Below are 15,890 nucleotides of genomic sequence, written 5' to 3'. Positions count from 1 at the left end.
AAAGAGTGCTATGCGACGCTATCAGCGCCCGAACCGCTGGGGGATAATAACAGGCGGTCGCGTCTAAGGGGTGGTCGCCAACGGTGGTTGCCTTGCGGGCGCTTATTTCGTGGCAGCGCAAGGGTTCCGGAATGGCGACGCTCGAACAAGTACAACCAACAGACGTGCCTGAAGGCGAAGGCGTTCGGCGTCGCGACTTCATAAACGTCGCCGCCGTCAGCTTCGCTGGCGTGGGCGCGGTCGCGGTGGCTTTGCCGCTGATCAATCAGATGAATCCGTCGGCGGACGTGCTGGCGCTGGCCTCCATCGAGGTCGACGTGTCCAAGATCGCCGAAGGACAGGCGATCAAGACGATCTTCCGCAAGCAGCCGCTCTTCATCCGTCACCTGACGGCCAAGGAGATCGCGGAGGCCAATGCCGTTCCCGTCGACAGCCTGCGCGATCCGCAGACGCTGGCGGAACGAACCAAGGCGGGCAAGGAGCAGTGGCTCATCACCATGGGCGTCTGCACCCATCTCGGCTGCGTGCCGCTGGGCGCGGGCGAGGGTGAGAATCGCGGCGAGTTCGGCGGTTATTTCTGCCCCTGCCACGGTTCGCACTACGACACCGCCGCCCGTATTCGGAAAGGCCCCGCGCCCAAGAACCTCCAGGTTCCCGAATATGCGTTCAAGTCCGACACCGTCGTGCAGATCGGCTGAGGTGATTTGAAATGAGTTTTCCCTGGGCAAATCATTACGCGCCGAAGCATCCGGTGATGCAGTGGATCGACGATCGCCTGCCGCTGCCGCGCCTCGTCTATAACGCGGTGGGCGCCGGCTATCCGGTGCCGCGCAACCTCAATTATTTCTGGAACTTCGGCGTGCTCGCGGGTGCGGCGCTCGCCATCCAGATCATCACCGGCGTCGTGCTCGCCATGCACTATGCGGCGAACGGCGACATCGCCTTCGCGTCGGTCGAACATATCATGCGCGACGTGAATTCGGGCTGGATGCTGCGCTATGCGCACGCCAACGGCGCCAGCTTCTTCTTCATCGTCGTCTATCTCCACATCTTCCGCGGCCTTTTCTACGGGTCCTACAAGGCCCCGCGCGAGATGGTGTGGCTGCTCGGCCTCGTCATCTTCCTGCTGATGATGGCCACCGCCTTCATGGGCTATGTGCTCCCCTGGGGGCAGATGAGCTTCTGGGGTGCCAAGGTGATCACCGGCTTGTTCGGTGCGATCCCGCTGGTGGGCGAGCCGATCCAGACGTGGCTGCTCGGCGGCTTCGCGCCGGATAACGCCGCGCTCAACCGCTTCTTCTCGCTGCACTATCTGCTGCCGTTCGTGATCGCCGCCGTGGTGATCCTCCACATCTGGGCGCTGCACATTCCGGGTTCCTCGAACCCGACCGGCATCGATGTGAAGGGGCCGCAGGATACCGTGCCGTTCCACCCTTATTACACGGCCAAGGACGGCTTCGGGCTGGGCGTGTTCCTGATCATCTTCGCGATCATGCTGTTCTTCGCGCCGAATTATCTCGGCCACCCGGACAATTATATCGCGGCGAACCCGCTTTCGACGCCCGCGCACATCGTGCCCGAATGGTATTTCTGGCCGTTCTACGCGATCCTGCGCGCCTTCACGGTGGATTTCATCCTGCCGGCGAAGCTGTGGGGCGTGCTGGCGATGTTCAGCGCCATCCTGCTGCTGTTCTTCCTGCCGTGGCTGGATAAGTCGCCGGTCCGTTCGGGCAATTACCGCCCGACGTTCAAGATGTTCTTCTGGATCCTCGTGCTGGACGTCCTCGTCCTCGGCTATTGCGGCGGCGCGCCGGCGGAAGAACCCTATGTGATGATCTCGCAGCTCGCGGCGGCTTATTATTTCGCCCACTTCCTGATCATCCTGCCGATCATCTCGCGCATCGAGCGGCCGCTGCCGCTGCCGGGTTCGATCACCGAGGCGGTGCTCGCGAAGCATGGCGAAGTCGCCGGCGACGCGCAGGCCGTGGCCGCGGAATAAGGGGTAACGATAATGGTCCGTCCCATCGGTGCCCTCGTCGGGCTGGGTTTTGCATTCGTCCTGCTCTTCTCGCTGGTCGTCGGCGCGGTGAACTTCATCAAGGAGCCGCCCGCCGCCACCGCCGAGCATGAGTTCCACCTCCATCCCAAGCCGCTGGCGCTGGCGAGCAACGGTCCGCTGGGCCGGTTCGATCGCCAGCAGCTCCAGCGCGGCTTCCAAGTCTACAAGGAAGTCTGCGCTGCCTGCCACTCGCTGAAATATGTGTCGTTCCGCGACCTGCACGAAATCGGCTTCACCGAAGCCGAGGTGAAGGCGATCGCCAAGCAGTGGGCCATCGAAGTGCCTTCGGTGAACCCGGACACGGGTGAGCCCGCCACGCGCAAGGCCGAGGCGGCCGACAAGTTCCCCACGCCCTATCCCAACGAGGTTGCGGCGCGTGCGGCGAACAACAACGCGCTGCCGCCGGATCTGTCGCTGATGACCAAGGCCCGCCATGACGGCGCCGCCTATGTCCATTCGCTGCTGACCGGGTATCAGGACCAGCCGGCGGAACTGCTGAAGAAGTTCCCCGATTCCAAGACCGGCACGGGGCTGCACTACAACCCCTATTTCGCGAACCTGAACATCGCGATGCCGCCGCCGCTGGTGGCGGACGGCCAGGTCACCTATGCCGATGGCACTCCGGCGACCGTGGACCAGATGGCGCAGGACGTTTCGGCCTTCCTCGTCTGGACGGCGGAGCCGAAGCTGGAGAGCCGCCACCGCACAGGCGTTGCCGTGGTGATCTTCCTGCTGATCGCCACCGGGCTGGCCTTCATGGCCTACCGGAACGTCTGGTCGGGCATCAAGCACTGAGGATGAGCGGGCGGCCGGGTTCCGGTCGCCCGCCATTCGGGCCGGTTTCGGCCGGATCGAGATTGTCGGCGGGGGCGGCCTGGAGGCTGCTCCCGCCGATTTCGTTTGGGCAAAGATGACCGTAGCGGGGCTATGCCATAAGCGGTCGCTGCCTTATCAACCGTGATGCCAACCACGGGAACCGCTGCATGACCGATACCGCCAATGCCGATCTGGCCGCGCTGATCCGCACCATTCCCGATTTCCCGAAGCCCGGTATCCAGTTCCGCGACATCACCACGCTGCTGCTGAATGCCGAAGGGCTGGCCGCGACCATCGACCGGCTGGCGACGATGCATGACGGGCCGTTCGATCTGGTCGCGGGCATCGAGGCGCGCGGCTTCATCTTCGGCGCGGCGGTGGCGCAGAGATTGGGAACGGGGCTGCTGCTGATCCGCAAGAACGGCAAGCTGCCGGGGCGGACGGTGGGTGTCGACTATGCGCTGGAATATGGCGAGGATCGCATCGAGATGCATGCCGACGCGGTGGTGCCGGGATGCCGGGTGCTGCTGGTCGACGATCTGATCGCGACGGGCGGGACGGCGCTGGCGGCGATCCGGCTGCTCCGCAAGGCGGGCGCGATGGTGGGCGGCGCGGGCTTCGTGATCGACCTGCCCGATCTGGGCGGCGTGTCGAAGATCGAGGCCGAGGGCGTGCCGGTCGGAGCGCTGGTGGCGTTCGACGGCGATTGACGGGGTTTCCGCCGAGGGCGGGTTGCGCACGGCCGTCCGCAAAGGAAAGGCGCGCGCTCCTCTCGGAACGCGCGCCTAAGCCTTTCGGGAAAGATCAGAACTTTACGCTGGCGCCCAGCGAGAAGCTGCGGCCGATGTCGTAGCGGTTGAGGTAGATGCGCGCCGCATCCGACTGCTGATATTCCTGATATTTGGTGGCGGTGAGGTTGCGCGCCTCGGCCTTGATCTCCACGGTGGAGCCTAGGAAGTTCACTTCCTCGCGCGCGACCAGATCGAAGCGCAGGCCGGGCTTTTCCACGATATCGGGCTGGCGTGCCTCGCCCTGGATCGGGCCGCGATTGGTGACGCGCTTGCTGGCATAGGTGATCATCAGCGTCTGCTGCGAGATCTTGTCCGTGCTTTCGAAGCCGATCTGCAGGTTGGCGATGTGATCGGACTGGCCGGTAAGCGGGGCGCCATCCCGGAACAGCAGGTTGGCCGCGATCTGATCCTGCTGCGGGCCATAGACGATCTGGTCGCCGACCTTCAGCTTGGAATGGGTATAGGTGTAGTTGGCCGCGACCAGCAGGCGCCGCGAGGCCCAGAAATCCGCGCTGCCGAACACGGGCTCGAGCGGGAAATATTTTTGAAGCTCGATCTCGCCGCCATAGAGCTGCGCTTCGGGCGCGTTGGCGAAGCCGGTGCGGAGCGCGCCGCCGCCAGCGAAGAAGGCCACGGTTTCGATCGGATTGTCGATCTTCTTGTAGAAGCCGGCCACCGTCACCCGCTCGCCACGGCCGAAATAATATTCGTAGCGGGCCTCGGCATTGGTGAGCTTGCTGTCCACCAGGCGCGGGTTGCCGGTGAACTGGCGATCGGATTCATAATCCTGATAGAGTTGCTCGGCGAGCTCGCGGAACTGGGGCCGGGCGATCGTCTTCGATCCCGCGATGCGGAGCTGCATGTCCTCCGCGAAGTTCCAGGTGATCGTGGCCGCCGGCAGGAAATAATCCTTCTTGAGGTTGGTCTGCACCAGCCCTTCGCCGATCGGCCGCACGGTTTCCTTGGCATCTTCGTAGCGCACGCCGGCGGTTGCCGACAGGCCGGGGAGGAATTCCGCCTCCGCCTGCAGATAGCCGGCGTTGATCTCCAGCCCGGCATCATAAGCGGCCGCGCCCTGCGAGGAGGAGACGTCGCGCAGTTGGATGTTGTAGGTGTAGATATTATAGTCCGACACCAGATAGTCGGGCCGTTCCTGCGCCACCGCCAGGGGCAGAGCGCCATCCGGCCGGAAATATTGATATTGGTAGCGCGAGGAGCTGCGGTCCGTCTTGGTATAGGCGTAGCCGGCCGAGACCTTCGCCTTCAGCGCGGTCGGCAGCTGATAGGTGACGTCGCCCGCGGCGGCATAGACATTCTCGTTGAGGTCGCTGAAGGCGATGTCCGCGCTCTGCCCGCCCGAGGCGAGGTTGTTGATATAATCGTGCGCGGTATTGTTGTAGGTGTAGCTGAAGCCGCGCTCATAGGGCGACTTGCGCTTGGAGTTGGCATAGGTGCCGCGCAGGTCGACATCGAAATTGCCGAACTTGAATTCGCCGACGAGCTGGGTGTCGATGAGTTGGCGTTCGAACCAGTAGGTGTTCTGCTTGATCAGCGGATCGGGTTGGCCCGCGACCGGATCGGAGACGTTGCGGTCGAAGCCGGACGACAGGCGGCCCTGCTTCAGCACGTCGCGGATGTAGAGGTTGGTCCAGCGGATCGCCTGGCCGTCGCCGAATTCGTAGCCAAGGCCGAGCAGGCCGTTCAGCAGCACGCGGTTTTCGGTGATGACGGTGTTGAAATTGGTTTGCGGCGTGCCGGCAAGCTCCGGATCGAGCGAGCTCTGCTGCAGCACGTCGCGCGTGCGCCAGCTGTTGCTGTAGGAGGCCGCGGCGATCAGGCCGAGTTGCCCGCCGGCCGTATCCCAGGACTTGCCGCCCGACAGATCGAACGAGAAGTTGGAGGGAATATCGCCGTTGCGCTGCAGGAGCGTGGTGGGCGCATTGATGAGGCTGGAGGCGAAGCCCTGCAGCTCCGCCGTGGTGTAGTTGCCGCCGTTGATCGGCTTGCCGCTCTTGATCGCCTGCTTGATGCCGTCGGGCACGTCGCGATTGCCGCTGTCGAAGCCGATCCAGTCGGTGCTCGATCCGTAATAGGTGTAGCCGAGCTTGCCGGTGGTCTCGGTATTCGCGCCGACGCTGGCGCCGAATTCCAGGAAGGGCTTGGTGGGCACGGCCTTGGTGGTGAGGTTGATCACGCCGCCGCCGAATTCGCCCGGATAGTTCACCGAATAGCTTTTCTGGACGAGCGCCGAGGAAAGCACGTTGGTCGGGAAGATATCGAGCGGAACCACGCGCTTCAGCGGCTCGGGCGAGGGCAGGGGGGAGCCGTTGAGAAGGGCGGCCGAATAACGATCGCCGAGGCCGCGCACATAGACGTAACCGTTGCCGACGACGCTGAGGCCGGTCACGCGCTGGAGCGCGCCGGCGATGTCGCCTTCGCCGGTGCGGGCGATTTCAGCCGTCGAGAGGACGGAAACGACCTCGGGCGTGGCGCGGATCGGTTCCGGGATGTTGCGGCCGGTGACGACGATATCGCCCCCGCTGCCGCCGGGGATCGAGACTTCGACCTTCTCCTCCTGCGGATCGGCCGCGCCCGTTGTCTGCGCCAGCGCGGAGGGCGCCACCAGCGCGGTGGTGAGCAGGAGCAGGCTGCCCATGGTGAGAGGTTTCGTCATATGTCCCCCGGAATCCCTGATAACGAGTGCGGGGCGGCGCCCATGCGGCCGCCGCCCCCGGTTCAGAAGGCGCGCCGGATCAGAGCGCGGTGCAGTTGCGGCTGCTGCTGCCGAACGAGACGTAGCTCGCGTTGCAGGTCCAGCCGGCATACCAGGTGTCGTTCGCGTCGCGGACGGCGCCGATATAGTTGGTGCGCTGGAAGAAGCTGCCGAGCGTGCTCGCGTCGAACGCGGTCACCGCCGCTTCGTTGGCGCCGTTGATGAAGACGTTCGTCAACGTCGGCGTGTAATTGGCATTGTTGTTGGTGCCGCTGTTGAAGATCGTCTGGATTTCCGCCGCGGGCGTATCCGTCTCGTCACGGAACGGCGTGGGGCAGGACATCACGATCGAATGGAAGACCGGCGGGCCGGCTTCGTCCCTGGCCGGATCGGCGGGCTGGGTGGTCGATCCGCCCTGGCCGTCGATGTCGAGGCAGTTCCTGGTGCCGATGACGATGCCGTTCACCATCGTATAGTCGGTGCCGCCGCGCAGCAGGATGGTGTTTTCCCCCTGCACTTCGGAACGCTGGATGAAGGTGAAGTTGGCGAGGCGCGTATTCTGGCGCGGCGTGGCGTTTTCGTTGCCGTTCGAGTCCGCCTCGATCATCGAGTCGCCGTTATTGGCGTCGCGCTGCACGGCGATCACGAACTGGATGAAGCCCTTGTAGCCGAGGTCGGTATCGAGGCCGTCATCGTCCGCGCCGGTGATGACCAGATATTTCAGGTTCGGGCGGCCGCCGAAGATTTCGATGCCGTCGTCCGAGCTGTTGTGGATCTGGATGTGATCCAGCACCGTGCCCGAACCGACGCCGCCGAGGGTGAGGCCCTGAAGCTCGTTGCCCGGCGCGATCGCGAAGCCCGAATAGCGGATCTGAACATAGCGGAGCGTGCCGCTGTTGTCGTTCGCCGTGGCGCCGCCGTAGAGCGCATTGGTGGTGCCTTCGACCACGTTCTGGCAGTCGACCGCGCCGCCGGTGGTGTTGGTGTTGCAATCGCTGATCGGCGCGCGGCCGAGCAGGACGACGCCGCCCCACAGGCCCTGGCTGCTGTCGGTCGCCGTGCCCTCGACGTTGGACCGCGAGGTGAAGATGATCGGATCGGTGGCCGATCCTTCGGCAAAGAGCTGGGAGCCGCGGTTCACCACGAGGAAGTCGTTGCCCGACGATCCGAAGATGGTCACGCCCGGTTCGACCGTGAGCACGGCGCTCTGGCCGCCGGTGCCCGCGCCGCCGACATCGGTGCCGACGTCGACGCGGCCCGAAAGCGAATAGACGAGGCCGTCGATCTTCCGAAGCAGCAGGTTCGAAGAGATGCGGCCCTGGAGCACGCAGTTGCGGAAACCGCTGATGATGCCGCCGTTGGTGGTGCCGGTGGGGCAATCGGTGGGCGTCGGGGTCGGCGTCGGCGTGGGAGTCGGCGTCGGGGTGGGCGTGGGGGTCGGAGTCGGCGTGGGCGTGGGCGTGGGCGTCACGATGACGCCGTCGCCCGGCGAGGCGACGTCGTCAGCGCCGCACGCGACCAGCGAAAGCGCGCTCCCCATGAGGAGGATGTTACGAAGATAGCTCATATTTGCCCCTCTGTGTTTGGCAGGCCGCCGGCTTTCCCCGAATCCGCCCCGTGGGATTCGACAGTGCCGATGCGATGGCCGCCCTAGAGGGGTAAAATGATAGTAATATTACAGGGGGTGAATGAGACGACCGAGAATATACATGAAATATATTTGGAATATCATCGCAATACGACGGTCATATTGTTGTCATGAAACTGCAATGAACCGAATGTTCACGGGTTGGTCGTTTCCAGCCTTGCCTCCATGGTCCGGTTGTTGCGCCGATATTCGAACGTCACCATCGGCGAGATTGCGATTTCGTTGGCGAGCTTGTTCACCTCATCCTCGCTCGCGAAGGCGCGGCCGTTGACGCCGACGATGACGTCACCGGGCCGGAGGCCGGCCCTGGCGAAGGCGGGCATGTCTACCCCTTCGCGGATGGTGAAGCCGGTGACGCGGCCGTCTGCCTTTTTGACGGGGCTCAGGCCGGTGCGGAAGGCGTTGGCCTGGGATGCGAGATCGGGCGGGGCGGCGGGCCTGGCCGGGCCGCCGAGCGAGGCGATGTCCGCGCCGGGCAGGGCGAGGCGGCTTTCCGTGCCGTTGGCGGAAAGCAAGATGGATTGCGGTTCGATCGCCTTCACGACCACGCCGGGCAGGATTTCCCGTCCGACGACGAAGCGTCCCTGCCTACCGCCGGGAAATTCGATGATCGCGGCACCCGTGGCGCTCGGCCCCATGACGCCGCGCAGGATCAGCCCTGATATATTGGCCGATGGCGCGGCGGGCGCGGGCTGGGGCTCCGGCATTGCGGGCAGGGGCGGGGGCGGCGCCTGGGGCTCGGCGGTGATCGGCGATGGCGCGGAGACGGCGGCCTCGCCGGAGTCGCCTTCCGGCGGCGCGGGACGGAGCAGCGCCACCAGCCCGGCCGACAGCAGCAGGCCCGCGCCGATCGCGATCATCCATTCGCGCGCGGAACCCTGGGCTTTCGCGCCGGCCGTGGACGGTAGGAAACGTGTCGTCATGACGGGGCTTTATGGCGCCGATATTGCAGCGCCATGACATGGCGATGTCCGCGATCGCGGCTTATGATGGCGGCATGCGTGATATCGAAACCATCCTGGTCCTGACGGGGGCCGGCATTTCGGCGGAGAGCGGGCTGGCCACGTTCCGGGGACCGGACGGGCTTTGGGAGGGGCATCGCGTCGAGGAAATCTGCACGCCCCAGGCGCTGGCGCGCAACCCGGCGCTTGTCCAGAATTTCTACGACATGCGGCGCGCGGCGCTGGCGAGGGTCGTGCCAAATGCCGCGCATCATGCGCTGGCGCGGCTCGATGCCGAATGGCCGGGCGAACTGCTGATCGTGACCCAGAATGTCGACGACCTGCACGAGCGGGCAGGGGCACGGCGGATGCTGCACATGCATGGCGAGCTGAAATCCGCGCTCTGCCGGGAATGCGGCGGGCGTGTGCGGTGGGAGGGGACGCTGGCCGACGGCCCGGCCTGTCCGTTATGCGGAGGCAAGGGTGGGCTGCGGCCCGACATCGTGTTCTTCGGGGAGATGCCATACCAGATGGAGCGTATCGAGGAAGCGCTGGCGGGGGCCGACCTTTTCGTTTCGATCGGCACGTCGGGCGCGGTCTATCCGGCGGCCGGTTTCGTCCAGACCGCGCGCTATCACGGGGCGCAGACGCTGGAGCTCAATCTCGATCCCTCGGCGGGAAGCCATTTCTTCCATGAAAGCCGAGTCGGGCCGGCGGGGCTGCTGGTGCCGGAGTGGGTGGGGGACATGCTGGGGGACAGGGTGACGGACGCCGGCTGACCGGTGCCTTCGATCAGCGGAGGCAGCGATCGAAGCCGCTCCGCTGGACCACGCCGATACGGGTGGCGATGCGGTTGCCGTGGCGGCGGGTGAAGCCGGTGGGGGCGACGGCCTCGCGCTTCTTGGGCAGCGGCAGCACCGCGGCGATGCGGGCGGCCTCCGTCGCGGTCAGATGCGAGGCATCGTGCCGGAAATAGCGCTGGGCGCCGGCATTGGCGCCATAGGTGCCGATGCCCGTTTCGGCGATGTTGAGATAGACCTCCATGATCCGTTTCTTGCCCCAGATCGTTTCGATCAGGACGGTGAACCAGGCTTCCAGCCCTTTTCGGAAATAGCCGCCGCCCTGCCACAGGAAGGCGTTTTTCGCAGTCTGCTGGCTGATCGTCGATCCGCCGCGGATACGGCCGCCATCGGCATTCTCCTTCATCGCCTGCTGGATGGCCTTGAAGTCGAAACCGTTGTGCGAGCAGAAATTCCAGTCCTCCCCGCCGATGGCGGCGCGCGCCATGTTCGGGTCCATCCGCGAAAGGCTCATCCAGTCCTTGTGGATGCCGCGCCCGTCCACCGCATTGCCGATCATCGTGAAGGTGACGGGGGGCGGCACGAACTTGTAGATGAGCACCCAAATCAGCGATCCGGCGACGAAGGCGATCGCCCCGCGGATGCTCCAGCGCAGGATGCGCCGGGGCCACGATGTCGTCGCCGGTTTCCGCTTGCGGCCTGTTCGTTTCGCCTTCGCCATCGCCGCCGCTTAGCGCCTCCGCCCGGAACGGAAAAGGCCCGGACGATGCCGGGCCTTTCCTTCATGGTACCGCTTGGTCGCGCCGTGGATCAGCGCACGATGGCGGGGTGCGGAATGCGCGGCGCGCCGAGCATCTCGCGATAGGAGGGCGGCGTCTTGCCATTATCCTGGATGCCGTAGATTTCGGCCTGCTCGGCGCCGATCACCGTCTGGCCGGAAAGCTCCATCCGCTTCGGATCGCGATGGATCGCAGCGATCACCCGGCCGGTGAATTCCGGCGTCTCGCCGATCTTGAGGAATTCGGTATATTGATCCGGCCGCTCATCGGCGGCGCGGCGGGTGCGTTCGGTGACGAGCGGACCCATCCACACCGCGACCGCGGCGACATCATGATCCTTCAGGTCGACGCCCATGTCGGCCGCGAACTTGTCCACGCCCGCCTTCTGCGCGCCATAGGCCGGGCCGTGCATGTAGCAGACGCTGCCGAAGGAGGAGGTGAAGGCGATCAGCGCGCCGCCGGTGCGGATCATCAGCGGCGTGGCATAGAAGCTGGCGACATATTGCGAGCGCAGGCCGACGTTCAGGATATCCACCAGCCCGAGCGGGCGTTCCCAGAAGCCGCCGGGGGTGATGAGCTGATCGTGGATATGGGCGACGTTGTTGACCAGGACGTCCAGCCGGCCATCCTCGGCCTCGATCCGCTTGAACAGCGCTTCGACCTGATCGTCCTTCGCGTGATCGACGGCGACGGCCACGGCTTCGCCGCCGGCATCCTGGATTTCCTTGACGACGCTGTGGATGGTGCCGGGGAGATCGGCCGATCCCTCCTTGGTGGTGCGGCCGGTGACGTAGACCTTATATCCTTCCGCGCCCAGCGCCCGGGCGATGCCCGCGCCCGCGCCGCGACTCGCACCCGTGACGACCGCCACCTTGTCAGCCATATCCTGCCTCCTTCATTCGATGCCTTTTCGATCGGCCATCCAACATAGGAAATGCGTAACGTAAAGGCCAAATTGTTGCGCATATCTGTTTGTGGCTCGATTCGGCATGGGCGGCGCTCGCCCGCATTGCTCTTCGCGACCGCGCGAATCATATCATGTTGTGTTGACGACTTGCGTAGGCGGATGCTAGTTTCGCTACGAATAAGGTGAACCTGCCGGCGGGGGCAGTCGCCAGGCGGCGACACTGCCAAGGCGGGNTTCTTTTGGAGAGTTGGATGGCAACTGCATTGAATTCGAAAGGCTCCCAGGTGATTCCATCGGCTGAGGAGCTGATCGAGCGCGCCCGTGCGATGGTGCCGGCGCTGAAGGCCCGCGCGGCGCAGGCCACGGCCGAGTGCAAGGTGCCCGACGAGACCATCGCCGAGATGCAGGCGGCCGGCTTCTTCCGCATCCTCCAGCCCAAGCGCTGGGGCGGTTACGAGATGCATCCTAACGTCTTCTTCGAGGTGCAGAAGCTGCTGGCGCAGGGCTGCATGTCGACGGGCTGGGTCTATGGCGTCGTCGGCGGCCATCCTTATGAGCTGGCGCTGTTCCACAACCAGGCGCAGGTGGACGTGTGGGGCGAGGATGACAGCATCCTCGTATCCTCGTCCTACCAGCCGGTCGGTAAGGTGGAGCGGGCGGAAGGCGGCTTCTACCTGTCGGGTCGCTGGGGCTTTTCCTCGGGCAGCGAGCATTGCCAGTGGGTGCTGCTGGGCGCGATGATCCCGCCGCTCAACGCCGGCGATCCGCCGGACATGCGAACCTTCCTGGTCCCCCGTAGCGATTATGCGATCGATCGCACCTGGGACGTGTTCGGCCTGCAGGGCACTGGTAGCCACGACATCATTGTCGAGCGCGCCTTCGTGCCCGATTATCGCACGCACAAATCGTCCGACGGCTTCCTCTGCACCAATCCGGGACAGAAGGAAAATGACGCGCCGCTGTTCCGCCTGCCCTGGGCGCAGGTGTTCCTGCGGCTGGTCTCGTCCTCCGCGCTGGGCGGCACCCGCGCGGCGATCGATGCGGCGCTGCAGATCACCAAGGATCGCGTTTCGACCAACACGGGCAAGGCTTCCAAGAGCGATCCCGTGCTGCTGAACGCCATCGCCAAGGCCTATGCGCAGCTCGACGAGATGGAGCTGACCCTCCGCCGCAACTTCGACGATCTGATCGCGATCGCGGAGACGGGCGAGCCGATCCCGATGGACAAGCGCACGCTCTACCGCTTCCAGTCGGCCAGCGTGGTGCGGCGTTGCGCGGATCTGGTCGACGATCTGATGCCGCTGCTGGGCGGACGGGCGATCTACAATAGCAGCCCGATCGTGCAGCCCTGGCTGGACCTCAACGCCGCGCGCGCGCACGTCGCCAACGATCCGAACAATATGGGGCCGGACCTGACGAACGGCCTGATGGGCGAGGGGCCGTCCTTCTTCTTCCTGTAAGGATGGAGAAGGGCGTGGCCACGAGACCGATCGGGAGGATCAGGCTTTGAGCAAGGCGGAACTTTACGGGCAGGAACTCTATCAGGCCCTACGCGAGCGGCGGACGGTGCCCCCGCTCATCGCGCGCGATGCGGCGCTCACCATCGACGATGCCTATGCCATCTCGCTGGATGCGCTGGCGCGGCGGCAGGCCGATGGCGAGAAGGTGGTCGGCAAGAAGATCGGCGTCACCAGCAAGGCCGTGCAGGACATGCTGGGCGTGCACCAGCCCGATTTCGGCTTCCTCACCGATCGCATGTGGGTGGAAGGCAATATCGACATCGCCGCGACGGGGCTGATCCAGCCGCGCGCGGAGGCCGAGATCGCCTTCATCCTGAAATCGGACCTGAACGGCCCCGGCGTGACGGCCGAGGACGTGCTGGCCGCGACCGAAAGCATCGCGCCCTGCTTCGAAATCGTCGACAGCCGCATCCAGGACTGGAAGATCGGCATCGTCGATACCGTGGCGGACAACGCCTCCTGCGGGGTGTTCGTGCTGGGCGAGGCGCGCGTCGATCCGCGCGGGCTGGACCTGCCGGGCCTTCATGTGACCGTGACCAAGAATGGCGAGCCGCTTTCCGAAGGCTATGGATCGGCGGTGCAGGGTTCGCCGCTGCAGGCGGTGGCGTGGCTGGCCAATACGCTGGGCGCTTACGGCGTGACGCTGAATGCCGGCGACGTCATCCTTTCCGGCAGCCTGGTGCCGCTGGCGCCGGCGGTTGCGGGCGATGTTTTCGAGATGGAACTGCATGGGATCGGGCGCTGCGTCGCCCGGTTCGTCTGAGGAGCAGCGACGTGGGTAAGGTGAAGGCGGCGATCATCGGTTCGGGCAATATCGGCACCGACCTGATGATCAAGATGATCAAATATCCCCAGAATATGGAGCTGGTGGCTGTCGTCGGCATCGACGAGAAGTCCGAAGGGCTGGCGATGGCGCGCGAGCGCGGCGTCGCCACCACGCATGAGGGGCTCGACGGCCTGAAGGCGATGGACGTCTATCCCGAGATCGGGATCGTCTTCGACGCGACGTCCGCTTATGCCCACAAGGTGCACGATGCGGCGCTGCGCGCCGACGGCAAGCTGGTGGTGGACCTGACGCCGGCGGCGATCGGCCCTTTCACCATTCCGCCCGTGAACATGGAAGAGCATCTGGCCGAGGGCAACGTCAACATGGTGACGTGCGGCGGCCAGGCGACCATCCCGATGGTGGCGGCAGTGAGCCAGGTGGCTAAGGTCCATTATGCCGAGATCGTGGCTTCCGTCTCGTCGCGGTCGGCCGGCCCCGGCACCCGCGCCAATATCGACGAGTTCACCCGCACGACGGCCAGCGCGATCGAGAAGGTGGGCGGCGCCGAAAAGGGCAAGGCGATCATCATCCTCAACCCCGCCGAGCCGCCGATGATCATGCGCGACACGGTGTTCACGCTTTCCGAAGGGGCCGATGAGGAGACGATCCGCGCATCGGTGAAGGCGATGGTGGCCAAGGTTCAGGAATATGTGCCGGGATATCGGCTGAAGCAGGAAGTGCAGTTCGAGCGCTTCGGCGACAACAACAAGCTGAAGATCCCCGGCCGCGGCGAATTCACCGGCATCAAGACCTCGATCTTCCTCGAGGTGGAGGGCGCCGGCGATTACCTGCCGAGCTATTCGGGCAATCTCGACATCATGACCGCCGCCGCCAAGGCGACTGGCGAGCTGATGGCGCGCCGCCTGCTGGACCAGAAGGCCGCGGCTTGAGCGGCACTCCCCCCTCCCGTCGTCCCCGCGAAAGCGGGGATCCACGGAGGTGGAACGGCTGATTTGGAAACGTCCCGCGTCCATGGATTCCCGCTTTCGCGGGAATGACGGGAGGGGACGGGAGAAAGTGACGATGACCTTCGATCCCACCACCACCAAGCTCTACATCCAGGACGTGACGCTGCGTGATGGCATGCACGCGATCCGCCACATGTATGGCCTCGATCATGTCCGGGCGATTGCCAAGGCGCTGGACGAGGCCGGCGTCGACGCCATCGAGGTCGCGCATGGCGACGGGCTTTCGGGCGCGAGCTTCAACTACGGCTTCGGCGCCCATACCGACTGGGAATGGCTGGAGGCCGTGGCCGACGTGCTGACCCGTTCGGTGCTGACCACCCTGATCCTGCCGGGCGTCGGCACCGTCGAGGAGCTTCGCCGCGCTTATGACCTGGGCGTGCGTTCGGTGCGCGTGGCGACCCACTGCACCGAGGCGGACGTTTCCAGGCAGCATATCGGCATTGCCCGCGATCTGGGCATGGACGTGTCCGGTTTCCTGATGATGAGCCACATGATCGAGCCCGAGCAGCTCGCCCAGCAGGCCCTGCTGATGGAAAGCTATGGCGCGCAGTGCGTCTATGTGACGGACAGCGGCGGCGCGCTGGACATGGACGGCGTTCGTGCCCGCTTCCAGGCCTATGACCGGGTGCTGAAGCCCGAGACGCAGCGCGGCATGCACGCGCACCACAATCTCTCGCTCGGCGTCGCCAATTCGATCGTCGCGGTGCAGGAAGGCGGCATCCGCATCGACGCCAGCCTTGCCGGCATGGGCGCGGGCGCGGGCAATGCGCCGCTGGAGGTGTTCATCGCCGCCGTCGACCGCAAGGGCTGGAACCATGGCTGCGACGTGATGAAGCTGATGGACGCGGCCGAGGATCTCGTGCGGCCCTTGCAGGATCGGCCGGTCCGCGTCGATCGCGAGACGCTCGCGCTCGGCTATGCCGGCGTCTATTCGTCGTTCCTTCGCCATGCCGAGAAGGCGGCGGCGGATTACGGCCTCGACACCCGCGCGATCCTGGTCGAGCTCGGCCGGCGCAAGATGGTCGGCGGGCAGGAGGACATGATCGTCGACGTCGCGCTGGACATGATCAAGGCCCGCGACGCGGCCTGAAGGGCGAACGCCAGCCAAAAGGCGGAGCCGGA

The 15,890-nt window shown here is 65.2% G+C and carries 14 protein-coding genes; 9 read left to right on the top strand and 5 right to left on the bottom strand.

The annotated features are described in order from the left end of the window. The first annotated feature begins 131 nt into the window (after window positions 1–131). The 4 genes from petA (at window position 132) to BHE75_RS12385 (ending at window position 3,585) form a co-directional block, all read left to right on the top strand. Window positions 132–698: a ubiquinol-cytochrome c reductase iron-sulfur subunit gene (gene petA, locus BHE75_RS12400; RefSeq protein ID WP_041864759.1), complete on the top strand. Its 567-nt coding sequence runs from the start codon at window positions 132–134 to the stop codon at window positions 696–698. Between the two features lie 11 nt (window positions 699–709). After that, the gene (locus tag BHE75_RS12395) at window positions 710–1,999 is read left to right on the top strand and encodes a cytochrome b (RefSeq protein WP_015457151.1); all 1,290 of its coding nucleotides are present in this window, start codon (window positions 710–712) and stop codon (window positions 1,997–1,999) included. Window positions 2,000–2,011: 12 nt separating this feature from the next. Continuing rightward, complete coding sequence (locus tag BHE75_RS12390; protein ID WP_015457150.1) at window positions 2,012–2,854, top strand: cytochrome c1; 843 nt, start codon at window positions 2,012–2,014, stop codon at window positions 2,852–2,854. Window positions 2,855–3,042: 188 nt separating this feature from the next. After that, on the top strand, window positions 3,043–3,585 hold the full coding sequence (locus tag BHE75_RS12385; protein WP_070934048.1) for an adenine phosphoribosyltransferase: 543 nt from the start codon (window positions 3,043–3,045) through the stop codon (window positions 3,583–3,585). Window positions 3,586–3,679: 94 nt separating this feature from the next. Here BHE75_RS12385 and BHE75_RS12380 read toward each other — a convergent pair whose 3' ends face one another. The 3 genes from BHE75_RS12380 to BHE75_RS12370 all read right to left on the bottom strand — a co-directional run bounded on the left by BHE75_RS12380 (window position 3,680) and on the right by BHE75_RS12370 (window position 8,950). Further along, entirely contained in the window at window positions 3,680–6,340 is a 2,661-nt protein-coding gene (locus BHE75_RS12380) for a TonB-dependent receptor domain-containing protein (protein WP_070934047.1), read from the bottom strand. Window positions 6,341–6,419: 79 nt separating this feature from the next. Then, a complete protein-coding gene (locus BHE75_RS12375; RefSeq protein WP_070934046.1) occupies window positions 6,420–7,946 on the bottom strand; it encodes a hypothetical protein in 1,527 nt (508 codons plus the stop codon). Between the two features lie 215 nt (window positions 7,947–8,161). Continuing rightward, window positions 8,162–8,950, bottom strand: coding sequence for a type II secretion system protein N (locus BHE75_RS12370; protein ID WP_070934045.1), 789 nt, complete (start codon window positions 8,948–8,950; stop codon window positions 8,162–8,164). Window positions 8,951–9,024: 74 nt separating this feature from the next. On the opposite strand from BHE75_RS12370, the gene BHE75_RS12365 reads away from it, so the two are divergent. Beyond that, on the top strand, window positions 9,025–9,747 hold the full coding sequence (locus tag BHE75_RS12365; RefSeq protein ID WP_070935818.1) for an NAD-dependent deacylase: 723 nt from the start codon (window positions 9,025–9,027) through the stop codon (window positions 9,745–9,747). Window positions 9,748–9,760: 13 nt separating this feature from the next. Here BHE75_RS12365 and mtgA read toward each other — a convergent pair whose 3' ends face one another. Together mtgA and BHE75_RS12355 are read right to left on the bottom strand one after the other, a co-directional pair. Continuing rightward, entirely contained in the window at window positions 9,761–10,489 is a 729-nt protein-coding gene (gene mtgA / locus BHE75_RS12360) for a monofunctional biosynthetic peptidoglycan transglycosylase (RefSeq protein WP_070934044.1), read from the bottom strand. Between the two features lie 89 nt (window positions 10,490–10,578). Then, entirely contained in the window at window positions 10,579–11,430 is an 852-nt protein-coding gene (locus BHE75_RS12355) for an SDR family NAD(P)-dependent oxidoreductase (protein ID WP_015457143.1), read from the bottom strand. Window positions 11,431–11,705: 275 nt separating this feature from the next. Between BHE75_RS12355 and BHE75_RS12350 the strand changes: the two genes are divergently transcribed. The 4 genes from BHE75_RS12350 to dmpG all read left to right on the top strand — a co-directional run bounded on the left by BHE75_RS12350 (window position 11,706) and on the right by dmpG (window position 15,858). Next, complete coding sequence (locus tag BHE75_RS12350) at window positions 11,706–12,914, top strand: acyl-CoA dehydrogenase family protein (RefSeq protein WP_070934043.1); 1,209 nt, start codon at window positions 11,706–11,708, stop codon at window positions 12,912–12,914. Between the two features lie 46 nt (window positions 12,915–12,960). Continuing rightward, window positions 12,961–13,737: a fumarylacetoacetate hydrolase family protein gene (locus BHE75_RS12345; RefSeq protein WP_070934042.1), complete on the top strand. Its 777-nt coding sequence runs from the start codon at window positions 12,961–12,963 to the stop codon at window positions 13,735–13,737. An 11-nt stretch (window positions 13,738–13,748) separates the two neighbouring features. After that, window positions 13,749–14,690, top strand: a complete 942-nt coding sequence (locus tag BHE75_RS12340; RefSeq protein ID WP_015457140.1) for an acetaldehyde dehydrogenase (acetylating) — start codon at window positions 13,749–13,751, stop codon at window positions 14,688–14,690. A 133-nt stretch (window positions 14,691–14,823) separates the two neighbouring features. Continuing rightward, the gene (gene dmpG / locus BHE75_RS12335) at window positions 14,824–15,858 is read left to right on the top strand and encodes a 4-hydroxy-2-oxovalerate aldolase (RefSeq protein WP_015457139.1); all 1,035 of its coding nucleotides are present in this window, start codon (window positions 14,824–14,826) and stop codon (window positions 15,856–15,858) included. Window positions 15,859–15,890: the final 32 nt, after the last annotated feature.

It is taken from the genome of Edaphosphingomonas haloaromaticamans, assembly GCF_001853345.1.
Classification (GTDB): Bacteria; Pseudomonadota; Alphaproteobacteria; order Sphingomonadales; family Sphingomonadaceae; genus Sphingomonas_E; species Sphingomonas_E fennica.
Note: the sequence above shows the minus strand (reverse complement) of the source record. Positions and strands in the feature narration are given on the sequence as shown.

Coding starts and splice junctions, on each gene's coding strand:
- petA (WP_041864759.1), top strand. CDS start 132: ATGGCGACGCTCGAACAAGTACAACCAACAGACGTGCCTGAAGGCGAA.
- BHE75_RS12395 (WP_015457151.1), top strand. CDS start 710: ATGAGTTTTCCCTGGGCAAATCATTACGCGCCGAAGCATCCGGTGATG.
- BHE75_RS12390 (WP_015457150.1), top strand. CDS start 2,012: ATGGTCCGTCCCATCGGTGCCCTCGTCGGGCTGGGTTTTGCATTCGTC.
- BHE75_RS12385 (WP_070934048.1), top strand. CDS start 3,043: ATGACCGATACCGCCAATGCCGATCTGGCCGCGCTGATCCGCACCATT.
- BHE75_RS12380 (WP_070934047.1), bottom strand. CDS start 6,340: ATGACGAAACCTCTCACCATGGGCAGCCTGCTCCTGCTCACCACCGCG.
- BHE75_RS12375 (WP_070934046.1), bottom strand. CDS start 7,946: ATGAGCTATCTTCGTAACATCCTCCTCATGGGGAGCGCGCTTTCGCTG.
- BHE75_RS12370 (WP_070934045.1), bottom strand. CDS start 8,950: ATGACGACACGTTTCCTACCGTCCACGGCCGGCGCGAAAGCCCAGGGT.
- BHE75_RS12365 (WP_070935818.1), top strand. CDS start 9,025: ATGCGTGATATCGAAACCATCCTGGTCCTGACGGGGGCCGGCATTTCG.
- mtgA (WP_070934044.1), bottom strand. CDS start 10,489: ATGGCGAAGGCGAAACGAACAGGCCGCAAGCGGAAACCGGCGACGACA.
- BHE75_RS12355 (WP_015457143.1), bottom strand. CDS start 11,430: ATGGCTGACAAGGTGGCGGTCGTCACGGGTGCGAGTCGCGGCGCGGGC.
- BHE75_RS12350 (WP_070934043.1), top strand. CDS start 11,706: ATGGCAACTGCATTGAATTCGAAAGGCTCCCAGGTGATTCCATCGGCT.
- dmpG (WP_015457139.1), top strand. CDS start 14,824: ATGACCTTCGATCCCACCACCACCAAGCTCTACATCCAGGACGTGACG.